Below are 21,425 nucleotides of genomic sequence, written 5' to 3'. Positions count from 1 at the left end.
ATTTGAAGTTTTTGAATTTTTAATTCACAATTATTTTTTTCACTGTTCTTCTATTTCCGTCAATAACCGTTACCAGATAAACTCCTGCAGCGCTATTAGGCAACTGAATGTTTTGATTAAAACTTGAAGAAGTTTCAAAAGTTTTTGAATAAACTGTTTTTCCTAAAATATCATGTACAAAAACTTTAACTCCTGTTTCAGACTGACTTTCAAACTGAATTGTGAAATTTCCTTTGTTCGGATTTGGATAAAGGCTAAAATCGATACTTTCAAAATCTGGTGTTGCTAAAGTGTACGTTTGTCCACAGATATTGATTGAAGCTGAATTTAATATTCCGGAATTTCCAACAACAGCATCTCTAACTCTGAAAGTCCAGGTTCCTTGCGCATTTTCATTATTAAAAACACTCAAAGCATCAATTGGCAAAACAATTTGTTCAGTCGTTATGCCACAATTCAGAGTGGCACCGGAATCATCAAATTGCATTGCTAATGTAGATTTTGTCGATCCGCAGTTTCTATTAAACAATCGAACAACAGTTCCGGCAGGGCTGACTATTTGAAGTTCAATGTCAGAAAATTTATCGTGTGTAATATTTACAGAAACATTTACATCTGTAACCGTTTCGTCAGATGCAGGAACAGTAATCGTTCTTGTAACAAAAGTCGTTGTATTTGGAATCGAAAATGAACTTCCAAAACTATAAGTATCACAACTTGTAGTCGATGTAAAACCAACTGCAAATGCTTTACTGTTTATTGCATAAAAAATATTTCCTGTTGGCTCAATCAAAATTCGGCAATTTTTTGATGAAGGAACACTTGTCGGAAGCACAATTGTTTCAGAACCATCATTTGGTGTATTTGAAGCCAAAATAATAGGAAATGTTAAACCTCCATCTATAGATAATTTAATATTAACCACTGATGAACCTGCAAGTGTGTTTGTATTGTTTACACTCCACGTTACAGTTTCAGATAATCCCTGCCACCAGCTCACATTGTCATTTGTATGAGAAGTTACTTCAAAAGGTCCTGCAGTTGACACAACATTTACAGTCATGTCATCTGTAAACGTCTGCGCCGTTCCTTGCGCTGCATTATCACGTCCTGTTAAAGTAAAATGCAATGTTCTTGCAATTGAGGAAACAGATTCCCAAGTTGTTGTAAGTTTGTTTTGAAGAACAGAATTATAACTTGGCATATAACGCACTGTACTCGTTGATGGAATTACAGATCGAAACAAAGGCCCGTCAGGTTTTGTGGGATAAGCAATACTTGTACTTCCTGAAGTAGTTATCGCATTATCATTTTCTTCCCAAGTGTACGTAACTGAATCTCCTTCGGGATCAGAACCTGTTCCAGTTAAGACAAAAGCGGTACTTATTGGAATTGTGAAGTCATTACCAGCATCGACTATTGGTGGATTATTTAAAATTGCGGTATTTACCGGACAGCTTTTATTTGCCAAAGTATTTTGAATTTGTCTGATACTAACATAAGCAAAATAATCGTCAGAAGTATTCTGAATATCATAATCACCAGTGACTCCTGCATAAGCCATAATCGTCGAACCACTTCCTGGTTCAACATTTACACTTGTTCTTTCTTCAGAATCATAGGAAAAAGTGTGATTTGCTCCTAATTGATGACCAAATTCGTGCGCAACAAAGTCAATATCAAAAGTATCTCCTTGTGGTTTTGCATCAGATGGTGATGTATATGCACTTCCTTTTCCTAAAGGAACATTTGTCGTCGGGTTTGTACAAACACACCCAATGCAGCCGGCATTACCGCCACCACCAGAAGCACCAAATAAATGTCCTATATCATAATTTGCATTTCCAATAACATTTGTCAAAGTAGTCTGAACTTCTTGATTCCATGCACCATCAGCTCCTTCTTTAGCTGCAGAATATGGGTCCGTCTGTGTATCAGTATAAATTATGGCATCATTATTATCAATCAAAACTAATTTTACGGCCAAGTCTTTATTGAAAACACCGTTCACACGAGTCATTGTTGCATTCATTCCTGCAAGCGCAAGTGCTTTTGTTCCTCCAAAATAAGCTGTATATTCTGCTGTACATGACAAAGCGAGACGCATTGTTTTGAAAATTTTTGCACTTGATGCCTCTTTTGCTGTTTTCCCGCTAATATTTTGATTTGAAACTACCTCATCAGTCTTACAAACAAGTCTTTTTGAAGTCGAAGTATTTTTTGCAAACAAAACATATTCGGTTTTATCATCTGGATTTTCTTCGATAAATTCAGTTGATTTGTTGGCACGAAATACCATTGTCTGAAATCCAAGTGGTGAAACACTAAAATGTACTTTAGCGGCTTTATCGTCTAAACCACTTCCTTCATACGCTCTGATTTCTGGGTATTTAGCCTGAAGTTCCGGTTCAAAATTCGAAGATTCCCAAACAATGAAACGTTCTAAAGTTCCGGAAGTATTTGGAATTGTGATTTCTGCAGTGTTGCTTTTTGAACCTTTGCCTGTCGCTGAAGCCAGTTGAATCTGAAGACGTTCTGAATTTAATTTATAGTATAATTTATCAGCGTCTGAAGTATTTATTCTTTTACTCAACACAGAATTTGCGCTTACTTTTTGCCACAATTCATTGTTTTGGGCATTTAAAATAGCGCAGTAAAAAGTAAAAAATAAAAAGAGTAATTGTTTTTTCATATTTGTGGGCGTTGATGTATCAAAATTAATTTAATTAAATCAAATTCTTACATATAAACGACAATTAACGTTTTTTAGTCGACGAGTTGGCCGATTTTCACAAAAAGAAGTAATGTTAGTTCAAAAAAATCAATTCGGCTTGGTGCCAAATTCAAAATAGATAGTATAAATTTGCAGCATCTTAAATTATTTGTTTTGAAGCTCTTTCATTCTATAAACGATTTCCATTCAACCAAGAAAACTATTTTAACGCTTGGTACCTTTGATGGCGTGCATATTGGTCATAAAAAAATTCTCGAACGAATTACGCAGAATACTGAAAATGGCAAATATGAAAGTTTAGTGCTTACTTTTTTTCCGCATCCAAGAATGGTTTTGCAAGAAAAATCAGAAATAAAACTTTTAAATACAATTGCTGAAAAAACAAAACTGCTAGAAGCAACAGGAATTGAAAATCTTATTATTCATCCGTTTAACGAAAGTTTTTCACGACTTACAGCCGAAGAGTTTGTGCATTCCATTTTAGTTGATCAATTTCAGATTCAGAAAATAATTATTGGACATGATCACCGCTTTGGAAGAAACAGAACTGCCAATATTGATGATTTAATTGCTTTTGGTGCCGAATATGGTTTTGAGGTTGAGCAAATTTCAGCTCAGGAAATTCAGGATGTTTCTGTAAGTTCTACTAAAATCAGAAAAGCGTTGGACGAAGGAAATATGACTTTGGCCAATGATTATCTGGGATATGACTATTTTTTATCTGGAGAAGTAGTAAAAGGAAAGCAATTAGGAAGAACGATTGGTTTTCCGACTGCAAATATTCAAATTGAAGAAGATTACAAATTAATTCCGAAAATCGGAGTTTATGCCGTAAAAGCAATCGTTGATCAAAAAGAAGTTTTCGGAATGATGAATATTGGATTTAATCCAACAGTAAATGGTCAAAAACAAACTATTGAAATCAATCTTTTTGATTTTGATGAAGACATTTACGGAAAACAGATTGAAGTTTCTTTATTGAAATATTTGCGTGAAGAACAAAAATTTGGTTCAGTCGATTTGTTGAAAGAACAATTAAATCAGGATAAAATTAATGCGAAAGCATTTATTAGCCAGCTTTAAAAATCTGCAAGAAGATGTATGATGAATGGTTAGAAACTAAAAAACAATTTAGAACTGGGTTAATAGTTTCTTCAATTATTGTATTTGCTTCTCTAATTTTCCCTGGAAATAAGATTAATACTTCACAAGAAAATTTTGTAAAAGAAACTGTAATTCTAAGTACCAATCCTGTTTTTGATCATGAAAATCATGGAAAAACAACGCATTATTTCGTAAAATTAAATTTCAAAGGAGATAATCGCGAGTATAGAATTGAAAGTATCGACTATAATTTTTTGCGCTACAACAATTTTATTCAAAATATTAAATCTGGCGATACATTAGACATTTCCAGAAGTTTGACTAAAATTCACTCTTTATCCAAAAACAATTATGATTATCTCGATTTTGCCAAAGCAGAAACAAATCGCGGATTAGTAATTTATTTCTTTGGATATTTATTCATTCCAATGATTCCTATTTGCATAATAGTACAATTCTTCAAAAAAAGACCTTATTATACTTTTAACAGCAAGCGTTATCCAATTCCGTTTGATATAATTACAATATTTATATTTATTATAACGATAATTACACTTGTCTGCTATATGCCCGAATTCCAAATAATCGAAAACGGAAAGATTTATAGTAGCTTATATAAAATCAATCCAAAATTTTTGTAAAAACACTAAGAGCATTACTACAACAATTCAAGATTACCAAATTTAAAACTTACAAAGAAATACTTTTCGGCCTTTTTAAATCATCGTAGTTATTTTTTTAGTAAATTTGATATAGAACATTGTTTTCCAAACATTTACTATTAACTTCTTTAAAAATAACCACTATGAAATTACCTAAAGAAATTACCAACGGGTTTCTGATATTTCTCGGAATAGGCATTTATTTTTTGTTGATGAATGTATTAGGACTAGCAAATTTGTTTTATTTACGTACCCTAAATGTCTTTTTTATCTTTTATGGCGTGAACAGAACCATGCAAATGAACTTGCGTGAAGGAGAAACCAATTTTGTGTCGAATGCCGTTTCTGCCATGGCAACTTCAGTAGTTGGCGTGTCAATGAGTGTTTTCGGATTATTAGTTTATAGCTATGCACGAGGCGGAGATGCCTATGTAAAAACCTTATCTGAGACTTTTATGTTTGGAGGAAATCCTTCAGTTCCAACATATTGTATTTGCCTGCTTTTTGAAGGCGTTGCTTCTTCGGTCATTGTTACTTTAATGATGATGCTCTATTGGAACAATAAATATGCTGCCGATTAATATTTCAAAATAAATCAAACATTTTAGCACCCTAAAATCATAGAATTAGATATTTTAATGATTTTAGGGTGTTTCTTTTTTGAAAATAGTTACCATATATTCATTTGCAGAATACATCATTGGTTGATTAGAACAATTTAACTACTTTTGAAGCTTCAAAAACAATGTATCAATGAGCATTACAAAACACAATTGGACCAAAGACGAGATAATCGCCATATATAACAAGCCTATGATGGATCTTCTTTATGAAGCTGCAAGTATCCACAGGCAAAAACACGATCCGAACGTTGTTCAGGTATCTACATTATTATCAATCAAAACCGGAGGCTGTCCTGAAGACTGTGGTTACTGCCCGCAAGCGGCACGTTACAACACAGGAGTTGAAGGAAATGATCTAATGAGTGTAAGTCAGGTTAAAGCTCAGGCTTTGCGTGCAAAATCAAATGGATCTTCTCGTGTTTGTATGGGAGCTGCCTGGAGAAATGTAAAAGACGGCGAAGAATTTGATCAGGTGTTAGAAATGGTGCGTACTATTAACAAACTTGATATGGAAGTTTGCTGTACACTTGGAATGATTACTGAAAACCAAGCACAACGTTTGGCAGAAGCTGGTTTATATGCTTACAATCATAATTTAGATACTTCTGAAGATTATTATAAAGATGTTATTTCGACACGTGCATTTGAAGATCGTTTAGAAACCATCGAAAATGTTCGTAAAACTAATGTAACGGTTTGCAGTGGAGGAATTATCGGAATGGGAGAAAGTATTGAAGACCGAGCAGGAATGCTTGTTGCGCTTTCAACTTTAAATCCGCAGCCAGAATCAGTGCCAATTAATGCTTTAGTAGCAGTTGAAGGAACGCCGATGGAAGACGAAAAACCGGTTGAAATCTGGGAAATGATTCGTATGGTTGCTACAACCAGAATCGTAATGCCAGAAACTCAGGTTCGTTTATCTGCAGGAAGAACAAATATGAGTCGCGAAGGACAAGCAATGTGCTTTTTTGCTGGGGCAAATTCAATTTTTGCCGGAGACAAATTGCTTACAACACCAAATCCTGATGTTCATGAAGACATGAAAATGTTTGAACTTTTAGGTTTGAATCCTCAAAAACCATTTACAAAAGTTTCGCAGCCAAAAACAGTTGAAGCAGAAGATTCACAATTTGCTCCACTTGGCGAAAAACCAAAATGGTCTAGACCAGGACACACAATTGAAAGAAACGTTGAACATTCGATTAAATCAAAAATTTAATTTTTAGAGTTCATCCATCTTAATAAATACACATAAATTGCTTATGACTCTGAGTTATAAGCAATTTTTTTATTTAGAAAGATGAAGTTAAAACAAATTGAAAGGGTAAAAAAAATCTCCAAAACTGATTTTATTTCCCAATATGTAAAAAAACAAATCCCCGTTGTTGTTGAGCAACTCACTGAAGATTGGCCTGCTTATGAAAAATGGAAATTTTCCTACATCAATGAAATAGCAGGCGACATTACAGTACCATTGTATGATAACAGACCTGTCAATCATGAAGAAGGTTTCAATGAAGCACATCTGAAAATGAAAATGAGTGATTATATCGCTCTTTTAGAATCAAAACCGACCAATTACCGAATCTTCCTTTATAATTTCATGAAAGAAGTTCCTGCGTTAAATAATGACTTTAAATGGCCTGAAATTGGCTTAAGATTAGTCAAGCAAATGCCAATGTTGTTTTTTGGCGGAGAAAACTCGAAAGTCTTTATGCATTTTGATATTGATTATTCGAATATTCTGCATTTTCATTTTCATGGAGAAAAGCAGTGCATGCTTTTTCCTCCAGATCAATCCAAATATATGTACAAGGTTCCTCATGCCTTGATTTCGAGAGAAGATATTGATTTTGACAATCCTGATTATGAAAAATTTCCGGCGTTAAAAAATGCCGAAGGTTATATCACTAATTTGAAACATGGGGAAATGCTTTATATGCCCGAAGGATATTGGCATTACATGAAATATTTAACTCCAGGTTTTTCTATGAGCCTGCGTTCTTTTCCAAAAAATATTGGCAACTTATCAAAAGCAGCTTACAATGTTTTTATTATGCGTTATTTTGATATTTTAATGCGAAAATTTAAAGGACAGAAATGGATTGATTATAAGAATGAAAAAGCAATCACAAATACGCATGAGAATCTCCGAAAGAGTGCATAAAAATGATTTAGAAATAAAAAAAGCAGTTAAAGAATCAAACTCTAACTGCTTTTTTTATTCTCCATAATTATTAAAAGGCAACTTTTTTAGTTGTTATATTTCCGTTTTCTAAAGTCACTTTTACCAGTAAAACCTGATTGGCAGAGCGGAAATTCAATATTTGCAATTCTGTTGCATTAATGTCTTTCTTCTCAAAAAGAAGTCTTCCGGAAAGATCAAAAACTGCGACTTGACTTATTGCTTCTTTAGTTGATATTACTTTCATGTCGTTTGATTTTATTAAAACCGATATCTTATTTTCATCATTCGCAACCTCGTCAATACCTAAAGATTTATCGGTGTATCTCAGTACGAATCGATCTGAGAAAGTTCCGATTTCAGTTTTAAATGTATAATTGCCTGCACGCAGGTCTTGAATTTTATTTAGCATCTTATCTTCTAAATAAATAGGCTGTACAGTAAGCGAGCCATCTACTTGATATATTGAAATCGTAAAATCGCCTGCAATTGTAGTACGATATCCTAACGGAACAGCATCAGTATTTTTAAAAGGCAGTCCACGTCCTTGAATTGCAAGTTTATGTTCTTTATTTATGCTATAAAAATCCAGATATTTATTTCCATCGAAACTATTTCCGTCATATCTTCTGTCGTATTCATCCGTAGCTCCCTGAATATATCCAACCATCAATTGTTTGTAAGCCCCTTCGGTATTGGTCATATTTAACCAAATCCTGTTTTTTTCAAGTGCTGATTCTTTAGACTCCTTATCGAATTTATAAAATTGAGAATTGGTATTTCCTCCTCTTCGCATTGAATTGTTAAAAACAATTGTACCAGATGCAACTGTTCCTGCAAAAAAGGACTGTCCAGCAGCTATATCACCAGAAGGCGGGGCGTTATTATTACCAGAATTATTCCCTGAAGGAGCTGATGAACTGGTACCAACACCTCCTGATAAATTATAAGTTGCATAATCGTCAGTTGCGTATTGATAAGCTCCTCCCAAAACGACTGGGGTATTATGTGTCCAGAAATACAGAGTTCCCTCAAGAACTGAATTCCCGTTTATAAAATCATCGGCATGCAAAGCTGATGGATATGGATTTCCTATCAAATAAAATTTCTCTGCATTTACTGTTTCGCCCGTAATATCTCCGTTATTCGGCACTCCTATAAAAGTTGTAGCAAAAGGATATCGAACCGTATTAGAAAAATTCTCAGGTCCGCGTATAATATATCCTTTTCCGGTTATCATTACGCTTGTTTTAGGAACTCCTACCCATTTTGTTCCATCAAAGCTAAAATATTTATCATCTGCCGTTAGATTAGAAACATCAACTAACCGCTGATTTTTAACTGGTGATGACCAATAAACAAAATCTGCCTGACGAATGGGCTGACTGTTTCTTTTGTATTTAATAACTCCGGTATTCAAATTATTATCAGGGCTTGTCTGCAACAAACTTGCTCCATCAGCAAAAGTCAAAGTGCCATAATCAACATGAACTCCATTTACTACATTTAACGTTTTTCCATGCTGAATCATAACCGCAGCATCATTGCTTATTGTACAAGAACAGGCATTTACATCAGCACTTACATTGTAATCTTCCTGAAAATCTACAAGGTTGTCTATTGTTGGTGCAGTTCCGTATGACCAATTTGTTCCGTTCCATGTATTTGCTTGTATTGTAATCTCATTCGAATATATTATCGAGCAGTTATTATCGATTGCAAATTTGTATTTGCCGGGAATCAATCCTGAAATAGTTATTGAATTTCCAGAGTAAGGACGAGGAGAAATAACTACACCATCTGATTGCAAAATATTACCTGAACCTGGCAATCCTGTCAATACAATACTTCCGGTAGGAACAGTACAATTGGGCTGCACAAAACTTGAAATAGTTGGTGTTGGCGGAATAGGATCTACATCAATTCTAGTTTCTATTGCAAATTCTTCAGGGCACGTTCCATTTTTAACAACAGCCCTATAACTAGTACTTGTTGTTAATACTCCAGGTTGATAAGTAACTCCGGTATGACTAATTGGTTGCCAAACATAAGGTATTGCTTCAGCATATTCCCATCTCACAATTGTACCTACATAATTGTTGAATGTTAATAAAGGACTTGGGCTTCCTTGGCAAATATGTGTTCCTCCGTTTACTGTGCCACGATCCGTTTTTGTTACTGTTGTTGTATTACTGGCATTTATGACTGCAGGACAGCCATTTGAGGAATATTTGGTTGTAACCGTTTTATTTCCGCTAGTCAGCCATTGCAATGTGACGGTATTGTCCGTCAGTGCAATTCCGCCAGAAATAATAGTATAATCGGTTCCTACAGTTCCAGGAACATTCCAAATATAATTTGTTTGCCCGGATTGAGTTGTATAAGTAACATCTGTATTAACGCAAACAGAAGAAGCTGGCTGAACAGAAAAAGTTGGTATTGGAGTTGGATTGACCGTAACAGTAGTTGCAACAGAACTTGCCGAAGAACATGCCCCATTTTGCACTACAGCTCTAAATTGTGTGGTTTGTGTCAACGTCCCTGAAGTATAAGTAGTCAATGTATTTGAAATTGGAGTCCAAACAGAAAATGGACTAACTGAAGATTCCCAATTCAAAACAGCTCCTGTATTTCCAGTCAAAGTTAAGACACCACTTGGTGAACCGCTGCAGATTGTTGTTCCTCCTCCAACAGTTCCCCCAACAGATGGTGAAGAAATGACAATACTTGCCGTATTATTTGAAGTTATATCTGCAAAACAAGCTCCAGATGTCAATCTACTAATTGTAATATCTCTGGTAGTAGCAGTATTAAAGCCTGATAATATAAAGCTTCCTGTACCTGCTGTAGTTACAGTCATTGTAGTTGTTAGCCCATTACTTGTTGGATTCGTAAGATTATAGGTTACGTTATAAACTCCAATAGGCAGAGAAGTTTGGGATGAAGTAAGTGTAATAGTAGAATTTCCAGATGATGTACATCCAGGAGAAGCAGATACTCCTGTAATATTATATGTTGGACATGTATAACTTATGATCATTTGACCAGCTCCACCAGTTCCTCCTGCTTGCGGGCCTCCCAAAATAATACCAATTAATGAATTCATTGCCCCGCCACCGCCACCACCCGGTGGTGATCCGTTATTACCTGGTGCATTTCCTAAAACTACACTTTGAATACCTGCTCCTCCATTGCCTCCGGCGGCACCACCACCTTTGCCTCCAGCGCCAGATCCTTGCAATAATCCTATAGCACCTGTACTTCCAGCGCCACCATTTGTACCTGAAGTTTTTGTGATTGAACCATATGAATCAGTATCTAATCCACCATTACCACCTGCAGGAGTTCCTCCAGAATTATTTTCAATACCTGCTTTTCCACCTGCAGCAAAAAGAATAGTTTCATATCCTGTAATAGTAGTATTTCCACCTGCAGCTCCAACAGCTGTGAGGCCAGCAACTTTTATTGCTAATGTCAATCCTGCCACTGTTGTAATTTTTCCTTTTACATAAGCACCGCCGCCACCGCCACCGCCACTTCGACCATTTAAAATAGATTCTTTTGCTCCTCCTCCTGAACCTCCTGCACCCCATGCCTCAACAGTCATTGAAGTGACTCCAGCAGGAACATACAAACAACCATCTGATAAATAAGTGTGTGGTGGCTGTGCCCACAATGAGTTACAAAAAAACAACATCAGCCCAAAAAACTGTATTTTTTTTATCCAAACATGCATATTTTGCTGTTTTAAATAAATCGAAGCAAGTAGTGATCTAAGTAGAATTTTTTTCATACACCGGCATTTTAAATTAAAAAAAGATTTTTGCGGATATTAGAATTATCTCCAACTTTTTAAAACCTCAAACCAAGCCTGAATACAAATTTATATACAGAAATGTACATCGAATTTCGAAAACAAAAGCCACTGGCTCGCGTTTTCAAAACGAGGAATTAAATTAATTATCGAAATTTTGGCAAATAAAAAACTTGATTAGTTTTCTGCAGAAGTAACTAAAAATCGTATTACAACGGGCTTTTATGTTGTTTGTCGAATCAAAACAACAACAAGGTACGATTTTATTTACATCAATTAAAAATTTTAACTTAGAAATCAGCACTTTAACATTTCGCACTTACAAATTATTCAAATTCTAAAAAAAGAATTGTAAGATGTTAAAGCTTCATTTTAATTTTATGCATTCCTCTAAACGCAAAAAATCCACTCCGGATATGGAATGGATTCTTTACCAAAATAACTTTTAGTTTTTTAAAAAATAACTTTCGAATTTGTTATACTTCCGTTTTCAAGAGCAACTTTTATCAATAAGACCTGATTAGATGCCTGAAGGTTATCAATTTGTAATTCCTTTTCATCAATATTCAATTTCTCATAGAGAAGTTTTCCCGAAACATCAAAAATGTAGACTTTTTCAAGTATTTCAACTGTCGAAGTGATTTTGATTACTTTATCTTTTACTGCAATTAAAACTTTACTATCTGTATTTTGAACATCAGGTGTACCTAAAGATTTATTAGTATAGCGTAATACGAGACGGTCTGTAAAAGTTCCTGCTTCTGTTTTAAATGTATAATTGCTCTCGCGCAAATCATGAATTTTTCCCGTCATTTTATCTTCTAAATATATTGCCTGATCTTTCATATTACCATCTACCTGACTTATTGAGACTGTAAATTCTCCAGCAATTGTAGTTCGATATCCCAAAGGAACCAAATCAATATCTAAAAATGGCAGTGCACGCCCTTGAATTGCAAGATGTTTTTCATTATTTACACTATAAAAATCAATATATTTATTTCCATCAAAAGTTACACCATCATATTTTTTTTCGAAATCATTACTAGCTCCCTGAATATATCCAACCATTAATTGTTTGAAAGCTCCTCCTTCATTAGTCATATTCAGCCATACACGGTGTTTTTCGGAAGCGTTAGCTTTTGAGTTGTTTTTCGGTTTAAAAAACTGACCATTATTATTGCCCCCATTTCGCATTAAATTATTAAACTTAATTGTTCCAGAACCCGACATTTCTGCAAAGAAAGATTGTCCAGCTGCAATTTGACCACTTGGAACACTTGCATTATTACCTGGAGCTTGGGTACCTGATGGAGCAGCAGCAGTTCCAACACCTCCACTCAAATTATAAGTTGCATAATCATCTGTCGCATATTGGTATGCACCGCCTAAAACGACAGGAGTATTATGTGTCCAAAAATACAGCGTTCCTTCTAAAATGCTATTGGCATTAATAAAATCATCAGCATCCAGTGCTGAAGGATATGGATTTCCAACTAAATAATATTTACCTGCACTTACAACTTCACCATTTATATCACCATTATTTGGCACTCCTTTAAAAGAAGCAGTAAAGGCAGTTCGAACAGTGTTTGAATAATTTTCTGGTCCGCGAATAATATAACCTTTACCAATAGTCATTACAGTTGCTCTTGGCACAGCTACCCATTGTGAACCATTGTAGGCTAAATATTTATCAATATAAGTCGCTGGTGAAACGCCACCAAGAGTTTGACCTTGCACAGGTGTAGACCAATAAACATAATCAGCCTGACGAATTGGGATGCTATTACGTTTATAAATTATACTTCCGGTATTAGCTACATTATTCACTTGGATAAGGCTTGCACTATCTTCAAATGTCAATAATGCGCCACTAGCAGATTCAACAACAACATCATTTTCGATTGTCAAGGTATGACCAGAATTAATGGTAACTTTTTTTCCGGCATCTACTTTACAAGAACATCCGCTTAAATCACCTGTTGATTGATAATCAGCTGCAAATTCAATTATATCTGTACTAACTGGATTTCCATTTGACCAACTACCGCTCCAAATATTTGTTACTGGTGCTTTAATTTCAACATTTACAGTTGCCATTGATGGACAATTAGCACCCTCATGAACTGTAAAATTATAAGTTCCCGGAATTAAATTTAAAATTGTAAAATCTGTATCAGTCGTATTATAAGTCTGCGAAACTGTTCCTGTTTGAGTAATAGTCCAATTTACTCCCGAAAGCAAACCTTGTAATGTTATGCTACCTTTTTGATTAGCACAGGTCGGCTGAACAATAGTTCCTAAACCAGGAGTTACAGGCAAAGGATTGACTGTTATAGTTCCGGTAGCATTAACTGTTCCGCAACCGCCGATTAACGGAATAGTATAATTGTAAGTTCCAACATTTGTTGGTGTTCCGCTGATGGTAATAGTATTTGAAGACCAGTTTGCTGTTATTCCGGGCGGCAAACCACTAGGCGAACCAATACCTGTTGCGCCAGTTGTTGTATGTGTGATATCTGTCATTACAGTATGACTGCAAACTGTTGGAGAAGAAGATGCTGTTCCAGCAGTGTTTAAATTTACGACTATAGTTCCAGTGGCATTGTATGTTCCGCAACCTCCTGTTAAAGGTATACTGTAATTAAATGTTCCTGTATTACTTGGAGTACCACTGATTGTAATAGTATTTGAAGCCCATGAGGCAGTAACCCCTGTCGGCAAACCTGACGGAGTTCCTATTCCTGTTGCTCCTGTTGTTGTATGCGTAATATTTGGCATCAAAGTATTCACACACAAAACAGGTGATGATGAAGCTGCAGTTACCGTATTTTCCGGACGAACAGCAATAGTATAAACATCAGACACGGTGTAAGCTGTTGCACAAGCTGGGGAAGCTGTTACATTTAGTGTTAAAGTAACTTGTTTACCTGCATCACCAGCCACTGCGGTATAAGTTGGCGTCAAAGTTGTACTATTTGAAAGTGTTCCAAGTCCGTCGTGTGTCCAGGAAACTGTACCATTTGCAGCATTTGCTTCTCCCGCTCCAACTGTAGCTGAACCATTGGAACAAATAATTTTAGATCCCGTAATTGATGCTGTTGGTGCTGCCTGAATATTTATTGTATAAGTAGCAGTGGCAATTTGTGGTGCACATGTATTATTACTGGTTACTGTCATCGTTAAAATAACGGTTCGCGCTGCACCTCCTAATGTTGGAGTATAAGTTGGAGTAAGGGAAGTATCTCCTGTTAAGGTTCCTGAACCTCCACTAAAAGTCCATTTAATAGTTCCGTTAGAAGCCGATGCTCCACTTACCGTTGCTGAACCATTTGAACAAATTGTTACAGCTCCACTTGGTGTTGTTGCTGTTGGTAAATCCTCAACTACAACTACTTTAGCAGCTGATGAAGCACTATTACAACCACCAGCTCTTGTAAATTGAACCGTATAACTACCCGCAGCAGTTACAAAAATACTTGAACCGGTTGCTCCAGTTGACCAAAGATAACCATAACCAGGTGGAGCTGTGCTAGAAGTAAGATTCACTCCATCTATCTGACAAAATGTTAATGCTCCATCTTGACTGATTGTTGGTGCCACCGTCGGTGTTAAAGTAGCACTTGTAACTGTAGTAGAAACAGTTCCATTTCCTGCTACGCATCCATTTTTTGCATAAACTCTAAAATAATAAGTTTGCCCAGAAGTTAAGCCTGTAAAAGTATAATTAGTAGCTGTAAGCCCAGTTACTGTCTGAGTTGCTGTAGTTGCTGGAAAAGTATTAGATGTTGACATTTGAACTGTATAGGTTAGTGTTCCATTAGGAGCCGTCCAAGTCACAGCGATTTGGTTACATAAGGCCGAGGAAATTGACAATACAGGAGCTGTAGGAGCTGCATTTGAAGTTGTTACCATCCTAGTTACTGAATAATTTGCACTTACACCACATCCATTCTTTGCTTTCAATCTATAATAATATTGTGTACCACCGTTTAATCCCGTAACTGTATAAACATTAACATTATCTACATCTAAAGATTGATACCCCGGTAAGAAACTTGCAAAAGTTGATGACGTTGAAACATCCAACAAGTAATTAGATGCCTGTGTTGTCGAATTCCATCTAGCATTAAATGAATTACAAAGAATATTGTTAGCCGTATTGGACGTTACATCTCCAGGAAGAGTATTCGAGGTTGTAACGGGTTGAACTGCTGAATAATTTACGCTCTGCCCACAACCATTTTTTGCTTTTACTCTATAATAGTATTGTGTGTTAGCGTTCAAACCTACAACATCATATGTTGTTACATTACCTACATCTAAAGAATTATAACTCCCCACAAAAGTTCCCGCATTAAAAGTAGACGTAGTAGAAACATCCAATAAATAACTTGTTGCGGCTGTCAATGCATTCCAACGTGCAATAAATTCAGTACAAATTGCGCCTGTTCCCGTTAAAGAAGTTACTGTCCCAGGCGTTACAGCCGTTGCATAAGTTATGGTATTAGAATTAGCACTAATACAATTTCCGTTATACGCTCTAACTCTATAATAATAAGTATTATTTGTTAAGCCTGTAATATTATAAGTTAATACATTACCTACATTCAAAGCATTATAACCAGTCACAAAACTAGAAAAATTGCTTGCTGTAGAAACATCAAGTTCATAATAAACTGTTCCTGCAACAGCTTGCCAATTTGCTGTAATTTGATTACAAGTAGCATTAGTTCCTGCAGTCGCTACTGGAGCAGTTCCTGATGAATTTACTGTAACAGTTGTGAAATTACCTGTATTAATTGTTGAAGTACAGTTTTCAGAAGCTACAGAACTTGATCCTGATGATAAAGCAGTTATTACAATCGTTCTTGTTCCTACGGTAGTAAAACCTGAAGCAATAAAACTTCCTGTTCCTGCTGTCGTCACTTTCATAGAAACTGGAGTTTGAGCGGCGCCCTGAATATTATATGAAACAGAGTAGAGTCCAATAGGCAAATTTCCTGTCAATGTTACTTCAGAAGCATCTCCAGAACAAACATTTACAGCTGTTGCCGTTGTGTTGGTCAAACTATAAGTAGGGCAGTTATAAGTTATAGTAACTTTTCCATCACCACCATCGCCTCCGCGTCTTGCTGCTGCTAAAAAAGAAGATCTTCCTCCGCTTCCTCCACCTCCCGGAGCGTTTCCAGCGTTTCCAACACTCGAAGTAAAAGCCGTTGCAATACCAGCTCCACCAGTTCCTCCTCCATTGGCTCCATTTCCTCCGGCACCAGAACTAATAATTGAACCTGTGTCGTCAGTAAATCCGAACTCGCCATTTCCTCCTGCAGTACCAGAAATTCTTGTTGCTCCTGTAGAATTTGCAGCAAGTCCTGCAGCTCCACCTAAAACCAAACTTCCGTTATTTACCAAACCTCCTTTTCCACCTTCTGCCAAAATAGAGTATCCTGTTATTCCAGATGATCCACCTGCACCACCATTTGCACTGGCTACACCTTTTCCGCCAACACCCACATTAACGGTCAAAGTTTCTCCTGAAGTGATAGTCAAAGGAACAGAACTTGCAAAAGCACCACCTCCACCACCTGAACCAGCATATGCACCATTAAAACCTGGGTTTGTTGAGCTTCCTCCAGCTCCACCGGCACCCCATGCCTGCACTGTAATACTCGTAACTCCTGCTGGACTAACAAATGTTTGTGTACCTCCTAATGTAAATGTTGCTGTAGTTTGTGCCAAAAGAAAAACAGGAAGGCAAACTAATACCGAAATAAGTAATGTTCTTTTCATACTGTAGCATTTTAAATGACAAAAATTAAATTCAGATTCAACTGAAAAATTATTCTGCAATTAATAAATACCACATTTGCAGGAACTTGATTAACAGGCCTGAGTAGTGAGAAAAAAGAAGTCGTATAAAAGTAATTCTGTTCCTTAAATCTGGTATTTTAAAGTTGTAACACTCAGTATTTAAATCTGGCAGAGGGGCACTAGAAAAACAAATTATTTTTTGTCTGCTTTCAATTGAAAAGGCATAAAATGAAGTATAAAATAATAGTGTAAATTATTTGAAAACATCCTTAAACAATTTACAAATTTTTAATAAATATCTAAAAAACAGACCGTTATAATTTGATTTTATTTCTAAAACACAAATATTTAAGTAAATTCTCATGAATTATATTTTTTGATGTAATTGGTCTTTTAAATTTTGCTAATCGTCTGAATAACTAAATTTGAGTTTTTTGAGTTTTTCAACAACTTTAAAAAATTTTGAATCGGTTAAAGAAAATTGAGGAAAAAAAACGTCAGGCAAACGGTTATTTCAAGAAAAAAAATTCAAAAAAAAATCCGCTTAAAAGAATTAAACGGATTTTTTTTTGGTGAAAAAACGCTTCTAAAAAATTACTTTTCTTGTAGATTCAGAACCATTTTCTAAAGTAACTTTTATAAATAAAATTTGATTTCCACAATTCAGATTCTGAATAGAAAAATGAGGTGCATTAATTTTAGTTTTTTTGTAAAGAACTTTTCCTGTCAAATCAAAAACTTCAATTTCTTTAATTGATTCCTGTGAAGCATTAATATTAATTTGTTTGTCTTTTACTGCAACTAAAATGACATTCGAATCATTTTTAAAATCATCAACTTTTAATTCATTGTCGACATACTTTAATTCAAATCTGTTATCAAAAGTCCCTTTCTCTGTTTTGAAAATATAAGGTGACTCTTTTAAATTATGTAATATCTTTAATTCCTTGTCTTCAAGATAAATGTTTGTTTCAGAAAATTCATTATCAAAATGATCAATACTTAAATTGAAATTACCTTCAATTTTTGACATATACCCAAGTATAATGGAATCCGTTCTTTCAAAAGGAAAAACCCTGCCTTGAATAACCAGGTTTTTATTTTCTGATATACTATAAAAATCTGCAAATTTATTTCCACTAAAAGATTCAGCGTCAAAACTTATATCATATTCGTTTGTTGCGCCTTCTATATATCCAATCAGGATTTGTTTAAAGAGGCCTTCCTGATTTTTAAGATTCAGCCAAATTCTTCGTTTTTTTATGTCGTTTTCTTCAAAATCTTTACTTTTTGCGGGTTTAAAAAAGGACGTATTACGTTCCTTCATTCTCATCTTGTCATTAAATTCAATCACACCCGAATTTTGGCTCGCTACAAAAAAGGCTTGTCCGGCGCCAATTGTTTTATCAGGTATAATTTCATTTACACCGCTTGACAAAGCGCCTCGAGTTCCTACTCCTCCAAGCAAATTATAAACAGCATAATCATCCGATGCATATTTATTATTTGTTATCGGAGTATTATGAGTCCAAAAGTATATTGTCCCTTTAATTTTTGATGAGTTCTCTTTTAAAAAAACATCAGCATTTAATGTGGATGGATAGGGATTTCCAATTAAATTAAAACTATTCGCTGGTCCTAAGTTCACTTCTATTTTTCCATTATGAGGTACTCCTTTAAAAGTTGCAGGATAAGATTCGCGAGTTACCGCGGAAAAATCTCTAGGGCCTTGAATAATATAACCAATTCCAGTTGCCATTGTATTAGCTACATTTTCAACTTTCCAATTTTTTATTGTGGGATTATAAGTTAAAAAGCGATCCGATATTGTATTTGGCGAAAGATCAAATAACTTTTGATTTTCAACTGGAGACGACCAATACACATAATCTGATTTTAAAATAGGTGATGAATTTCGTTTCAAATGGATAATTCCTGTATTCACAATATCATCATCTGACTGATATAAATTTGCCGAATCTTCTAAAACTAAAGTTCCTAAACCTGAATACGAAAATTCGATACTTAAAGTATTTTCGCTCTGCAAAGTAACTTTTTTACCTTCATCAATAGTGCAACTACAAATATTTGCTGTTGTCAAAGTAGCGTAGTCTTCTTTAAAAAATAACTCTTTTCCGCCTGACGGAAAACCATTTGACCATGAAGTTCCATTCCATGTTGTTGATTCTAAGCAGAGTTTCAAGCGCGCAATTCTATGTTTGGAAATCCCAGAAACGGAATTAAAATCTCCACCAATCAAAAGTTTATGATCTGATGAAAAACTAATCGAAAATACTTTATTATTTAGCGTAGCACTAAAAGAATTATCTAAACCACCCGACTTTAATAATCTTGCCAATCTTAAAGCTGAGGTATTTTTATATGTTCCGGAAAAAGTTCCCGCCACTAAAATACGATCATCAGGCTGCACTAAAATACTTCGCACATCTCCTTTACTAAAACCAGAACCTGAATCAAACGCATTATCTAAACTTCCATTTGGATTAAGCCTTACAATTCTTTTTTGTGGTACTTTATTAAAGCTCAAAAAATTACCGCCGACAACTATTTTTTGATCAGATTGCAATGCTATAGTATAGACATTTTTATCAAATCCGTCGCCGATCGTAAACGTTGAGTCAATACTGCCATCACTATTTAAACGAACGAGATGCGAAAACGGAATGCCGTTAAAAGTTGTAAATCGTCCACCTAATAAAATTTTTCCATCAGACTGAATCAAAATCGATTCAATAATCGCATCAGCACCCAATCCTGGGTTAAAACTAGTGTCTCTTGAACCATCTGAAGTAAGCCTAACAATTCGACCAACATTTATATCATTATATTTCGTAAAACCTCCCGCTACAATTATTTTCCTATCTGGTTGTATAGCGAGCGCATAAACCTGACTGTTACATCCAGAGGTTATATTAAAAGAAGCATCTGCAGTTCCATCAGGCAAAATCCTTACAATGCGATTAATCAACGTTTCATTATATTTTGTAAAATTTCCTCCGAGTATAATTTTGCCATCTGGCTGCAAAACTGCAGTTTTTATTAAATTATTTGCACCTGCCTGTCTCAAATTAAATTCTGGATCTGATGAGCCGTCTTCTAAAAGCTTAGCTATTCGGAAAGCGTTTGTTCCATTAAACTTTTTGAAATTGCCAAATACCATTGTTTTCGCATTTTCTAAAGACAGTATGCTATAGACTGAATTATCAAACCCGATTCCGGATGTTAAATAACTTGTATCATATTCGCCTTCGGAATCAATTTTTGCCAATCGTCCTTGATTTAAACCATCAAAAACTGAAAATGAGCCTCCAATATACCATGCGCCTTCAGCATCGTTTTCCAAGGCAAAAACCGATGCCGTAGCCGGACCTGATCCAAAATCAATTTCATCTTTTAGGAAACCTGAGCTATCTAAAAAACAAACTCGGTTGACACTAATTCCGTTATAGTTTCCAGTGAATGATCCTCCAAGCATGATATTTCCAACAGAATCTATTTTACAGGCTAAAACTGCTCCCGAATTAAATCCAGATCCTGTAAAAAAAGAAGAGTCGATAGTTCCGTCGGGCATTATTCTGATAATTCTGTTTGCGCTATTTCCATTAAAAGTGACAAACTTTCCTCCTAAAATAATTTTCCCATCGGACTGAACTTCCATTGCATTTACATCATCATCAAAGCCTGCCCCAATATTAAAGCTTGAATCAACACTTCCATTATTGTTTAAACGAACAAATCTATTGTGCGGAGTATTATTGAAAGAAGTAAAATTTCCTGAAAGCAATATTTTTCCGTCGGCCAAAACTTTTGCATTATTAATATTAGAAGTAGTACCTGAACCTATTAAAAAAGAAGTATCTAAAGCCCCCGTGGATAAAATTCTTGCAATACGATTTGTTGTTACATTATTATATTTTGTAAAGCTTCCACAGATAATTATTTTGCCATCGGACTGAAGCGTAATATCGTATATAATACCTGTTGTCGCACCAATTGAAGTATTGAATGATGCATCATAACTTCCGTCTGTATTTAAGCGAATAAGTCGTCCTGCATTTATGCCGTTGTAAGTAGTAAAGCTTCCTCCAACTATAATTTTTCCATCTGGCTGAATATACGTTGCATATACTTTTCCATTGAAACCACTTCCTGTGTGAAAACTTTCATCGATTGTACCGTCCGGTTTTAAGCGAGTGAAATACGGAGAAGATATTCCGTTAAGATTTAAATATTCCCCACCAACGATAAGATTTTGATCCGATTGTAAAGATAACGTTTGTACTGGACCGTCAAATCCATCTCCAATTGAACCGTCATCCAGAGTATTAAAAGTAACATCAATTTTTCCTTGCTGTGCATAAAATTCAAAATTTCCAAAAAACACAGTCAGAATCACTGCATAAAGTAATTTTCTAATCAAAATAAAGTCAATAAATAATTATACGAATTTTCCTAAATTATAAAT

The 21,425-nt window shown here is 35.2% G+C and carries 9 protein-coding genes; 5 read left to right on the top strand and 4 right to left on the bottom strand.

What is annotated here, in order from left to right; translation table 11 throughout:
- Window positions 1-19 precede the first annotated feature (19 nt).
- On the bottom strand, window positions 20-2,692 hold the full coding sequence (locus tag ACNFIH_RS13715) for a reprolysin-like metallopeptidase (protein WP_426483576.1): 2,673 nt from the start codon (window positions 2,690-2,692) through the stop codon (window positions 20-22).
- Between the two features lie 195 nt (window positions 2,693-2,887).
- Between ACNFIH_RS13715 and ACNFIH_RS13710 the strand changes: the two genes are divergently transcribed.
- The 5 genes from ACNFIH_RS13710 to ACNFIH_RS13690 all read left to right on the top strand — a co-directional run bounded on the left by ACNFIH_RS13710 (window position 2,888) and on the right by ACNFIH_RS13690 (window position 7,290).
- A complete protein-coding gene (locus tag ACNFIH_RS13710; RefSeq protein WP_426483575.1) occupies window positions 2,888-3,817 on the top strand; it encodes a bifunctional riboflavin kinase/FAD synthetase in 930 nt (309 codons plus the stop codon).
- Window positions 3,818-3,831: 14 nt separating this feature from the next.
- On the top strand, window positions 3,832-4,479 hold the full coding sequence (locus ACNFIH_RS13705) for a hypothetical protein (RefSeq protein ID WP_426483574.1): 648 nt from the start codon (window positions 3,832-3,834) through the stop codon (window positions 4,477-4,479).
- 164 nt (window positions 4,480-4,643) lie between these two features.
- On the top strand, window positions 4,644-5,081 hold the full coding sequence (locus ACNFIH_RS13700; protein ID WP_035652919.1) for a hypothetical protein: 438 nt from the start codon (window positions 4,644-4,646) through the stop codon (window positions 5,079-5,081).
- A gap of 172 nt (window positions 5,082-5,253) precedes the next feature.
- The gene (bioB, locus tag ACNFIH_RS13695) at window positions 5,254-6,342 is read left to right on the top strand and encodes a biotin synthase BioB (protein ID WP_035652916.1); all 1,089 of its coding nucleotides are present in this window, start codon (window positions 5,254-5,256) and stop codon (window positions 6,340-6,342) included.
- Window positions 6,343-6,423: 81 nt separating this feature from the next.
- On the top strand, window positions 6,424-7,290 hold the full coding sequence (locus ACNFIH_RS13690; RefSeq protein WP_426483573.1) for a cupin-like domain-containing protein: 867 nt from the start codon (window positions 6,424-6,426) through the stop codon (window positions 7,288-7,290).
- A 70-nt stretch (window positions 7,291-7,360) separates the two neighbouring features.
- On the opposite strand, the gene ACNFIH_RS13685 is transcribed toward ACNFIH_RS13690, so the two are convergent.
- The 3 genes from ACNFIH_RS13685 to ACNFIH_RS13675 all read right to left on the bottom strand — a co-directional run bounded on the left by ACNFIH_RS13685 (window position 7,361) and on the right by ACNFIH_RS13675 (window position 21,380).
- On the bottom strand, window positions 7,361-11,101 hold the full coding sequence (locus tag ACNFIH_RS13685; protein ID WP_426483572.1) for a T9SS sorting signal type C domain-containing protein: 3,741 nt from the start codon (window positions 11,099-11,101) through the stop codon (window positions 7,361-7,363).
- 474 nt (window positions 11,102-11,575) lie between these two features.
- Window positions 11,576-16,918 carry a fibronectin type III domain-containing protein gene (locus tag ACNFIH_RS13680; RefSeq protein ID WP_426483571.1) on the bottom strand — a complete coding sequence of 1,781 codons (5,343 nt, stop codon included), beginning with the start codon at window positions 16,916-16,918 and terminating at the stop codon, window positions 11,576-11,578.
- A gap of 607 nt (window positions 16,919-17,525) precedes the next feature.
- Window positions 17,526-21,380: a T9SS sorting signal type C domain-containing protein gene (locus ACNFIH_RS13675; RefSeq protein WP_426483570.1), complete on the bottom strand. Its 3,855-nt coding sequence runs from the start codon at window positions 21,378-21,380 to the stop codon at window positions 17,526-17,528.
- Between the last annotated feature and the right edge of the window lie 45 nt (window positions 21,381-21,425).

Source organism: Flavobacterium sp. 2, assembly GCF_049949195.1.
GTDB lineage: Bacteria > Bacteroidota > Bacteroidia > Flavobacteriales > Flavobacteriaceae > Flavobacterium.
This window is presented reverse-complemented; position numbering and strand designations above follow the sequence as displayed.

Coding starts and splice junctions, on each gene's coding strand:
- ACNFIH_RS13715 (WP_426483576.1), bottom strand. CDS start 2,692: ATGAAAAAACAATTACTCTTTTTATTTTTTACTTTTTACTGCGCTATT.
- ACNFIH_RS13705 (WP_426483574.1), top strand. CDS start 3,832: ATGTATGATGAATGGTTAGAAACTAAAAAACAATTTAGAACTGGGTTA.
- ACNFIH_RS13700 (WP_035652919.1), top strand. CDS start 4,644: ATGAAATTACCTAAAGAAATTACCAACGGGTTTCTGATATTTCTCGGA.
- bioB (WP_035652916.1), top strand. CDS start 5,254: ATGAGCATTACAAAACACAATTGGACCAAAGACGAGATAATCGCCATA.
- ACNFIH_RS13690 (WP_426483573.1), top strand. CDS start 6,424: ATGAAGTTAAAACAAATTGAAAGGGTAAAAAAAATCTCCAAAACTGAT.
- ACNFIH_RS13685 (WP_426483572.1), bottom strand. CDS start 11,101: ATGAAAAAAATTCTACTTAGATCACTACTTGCTTCGATTTATTTAAAA.
- ACNFIH_RS13680 (WP_426483571.1), bottom strand. CDS start 16,918: ATGAAAAGAACATTACTTATTTCGGTATTAGTTTGCCTTCCTGTTTTT.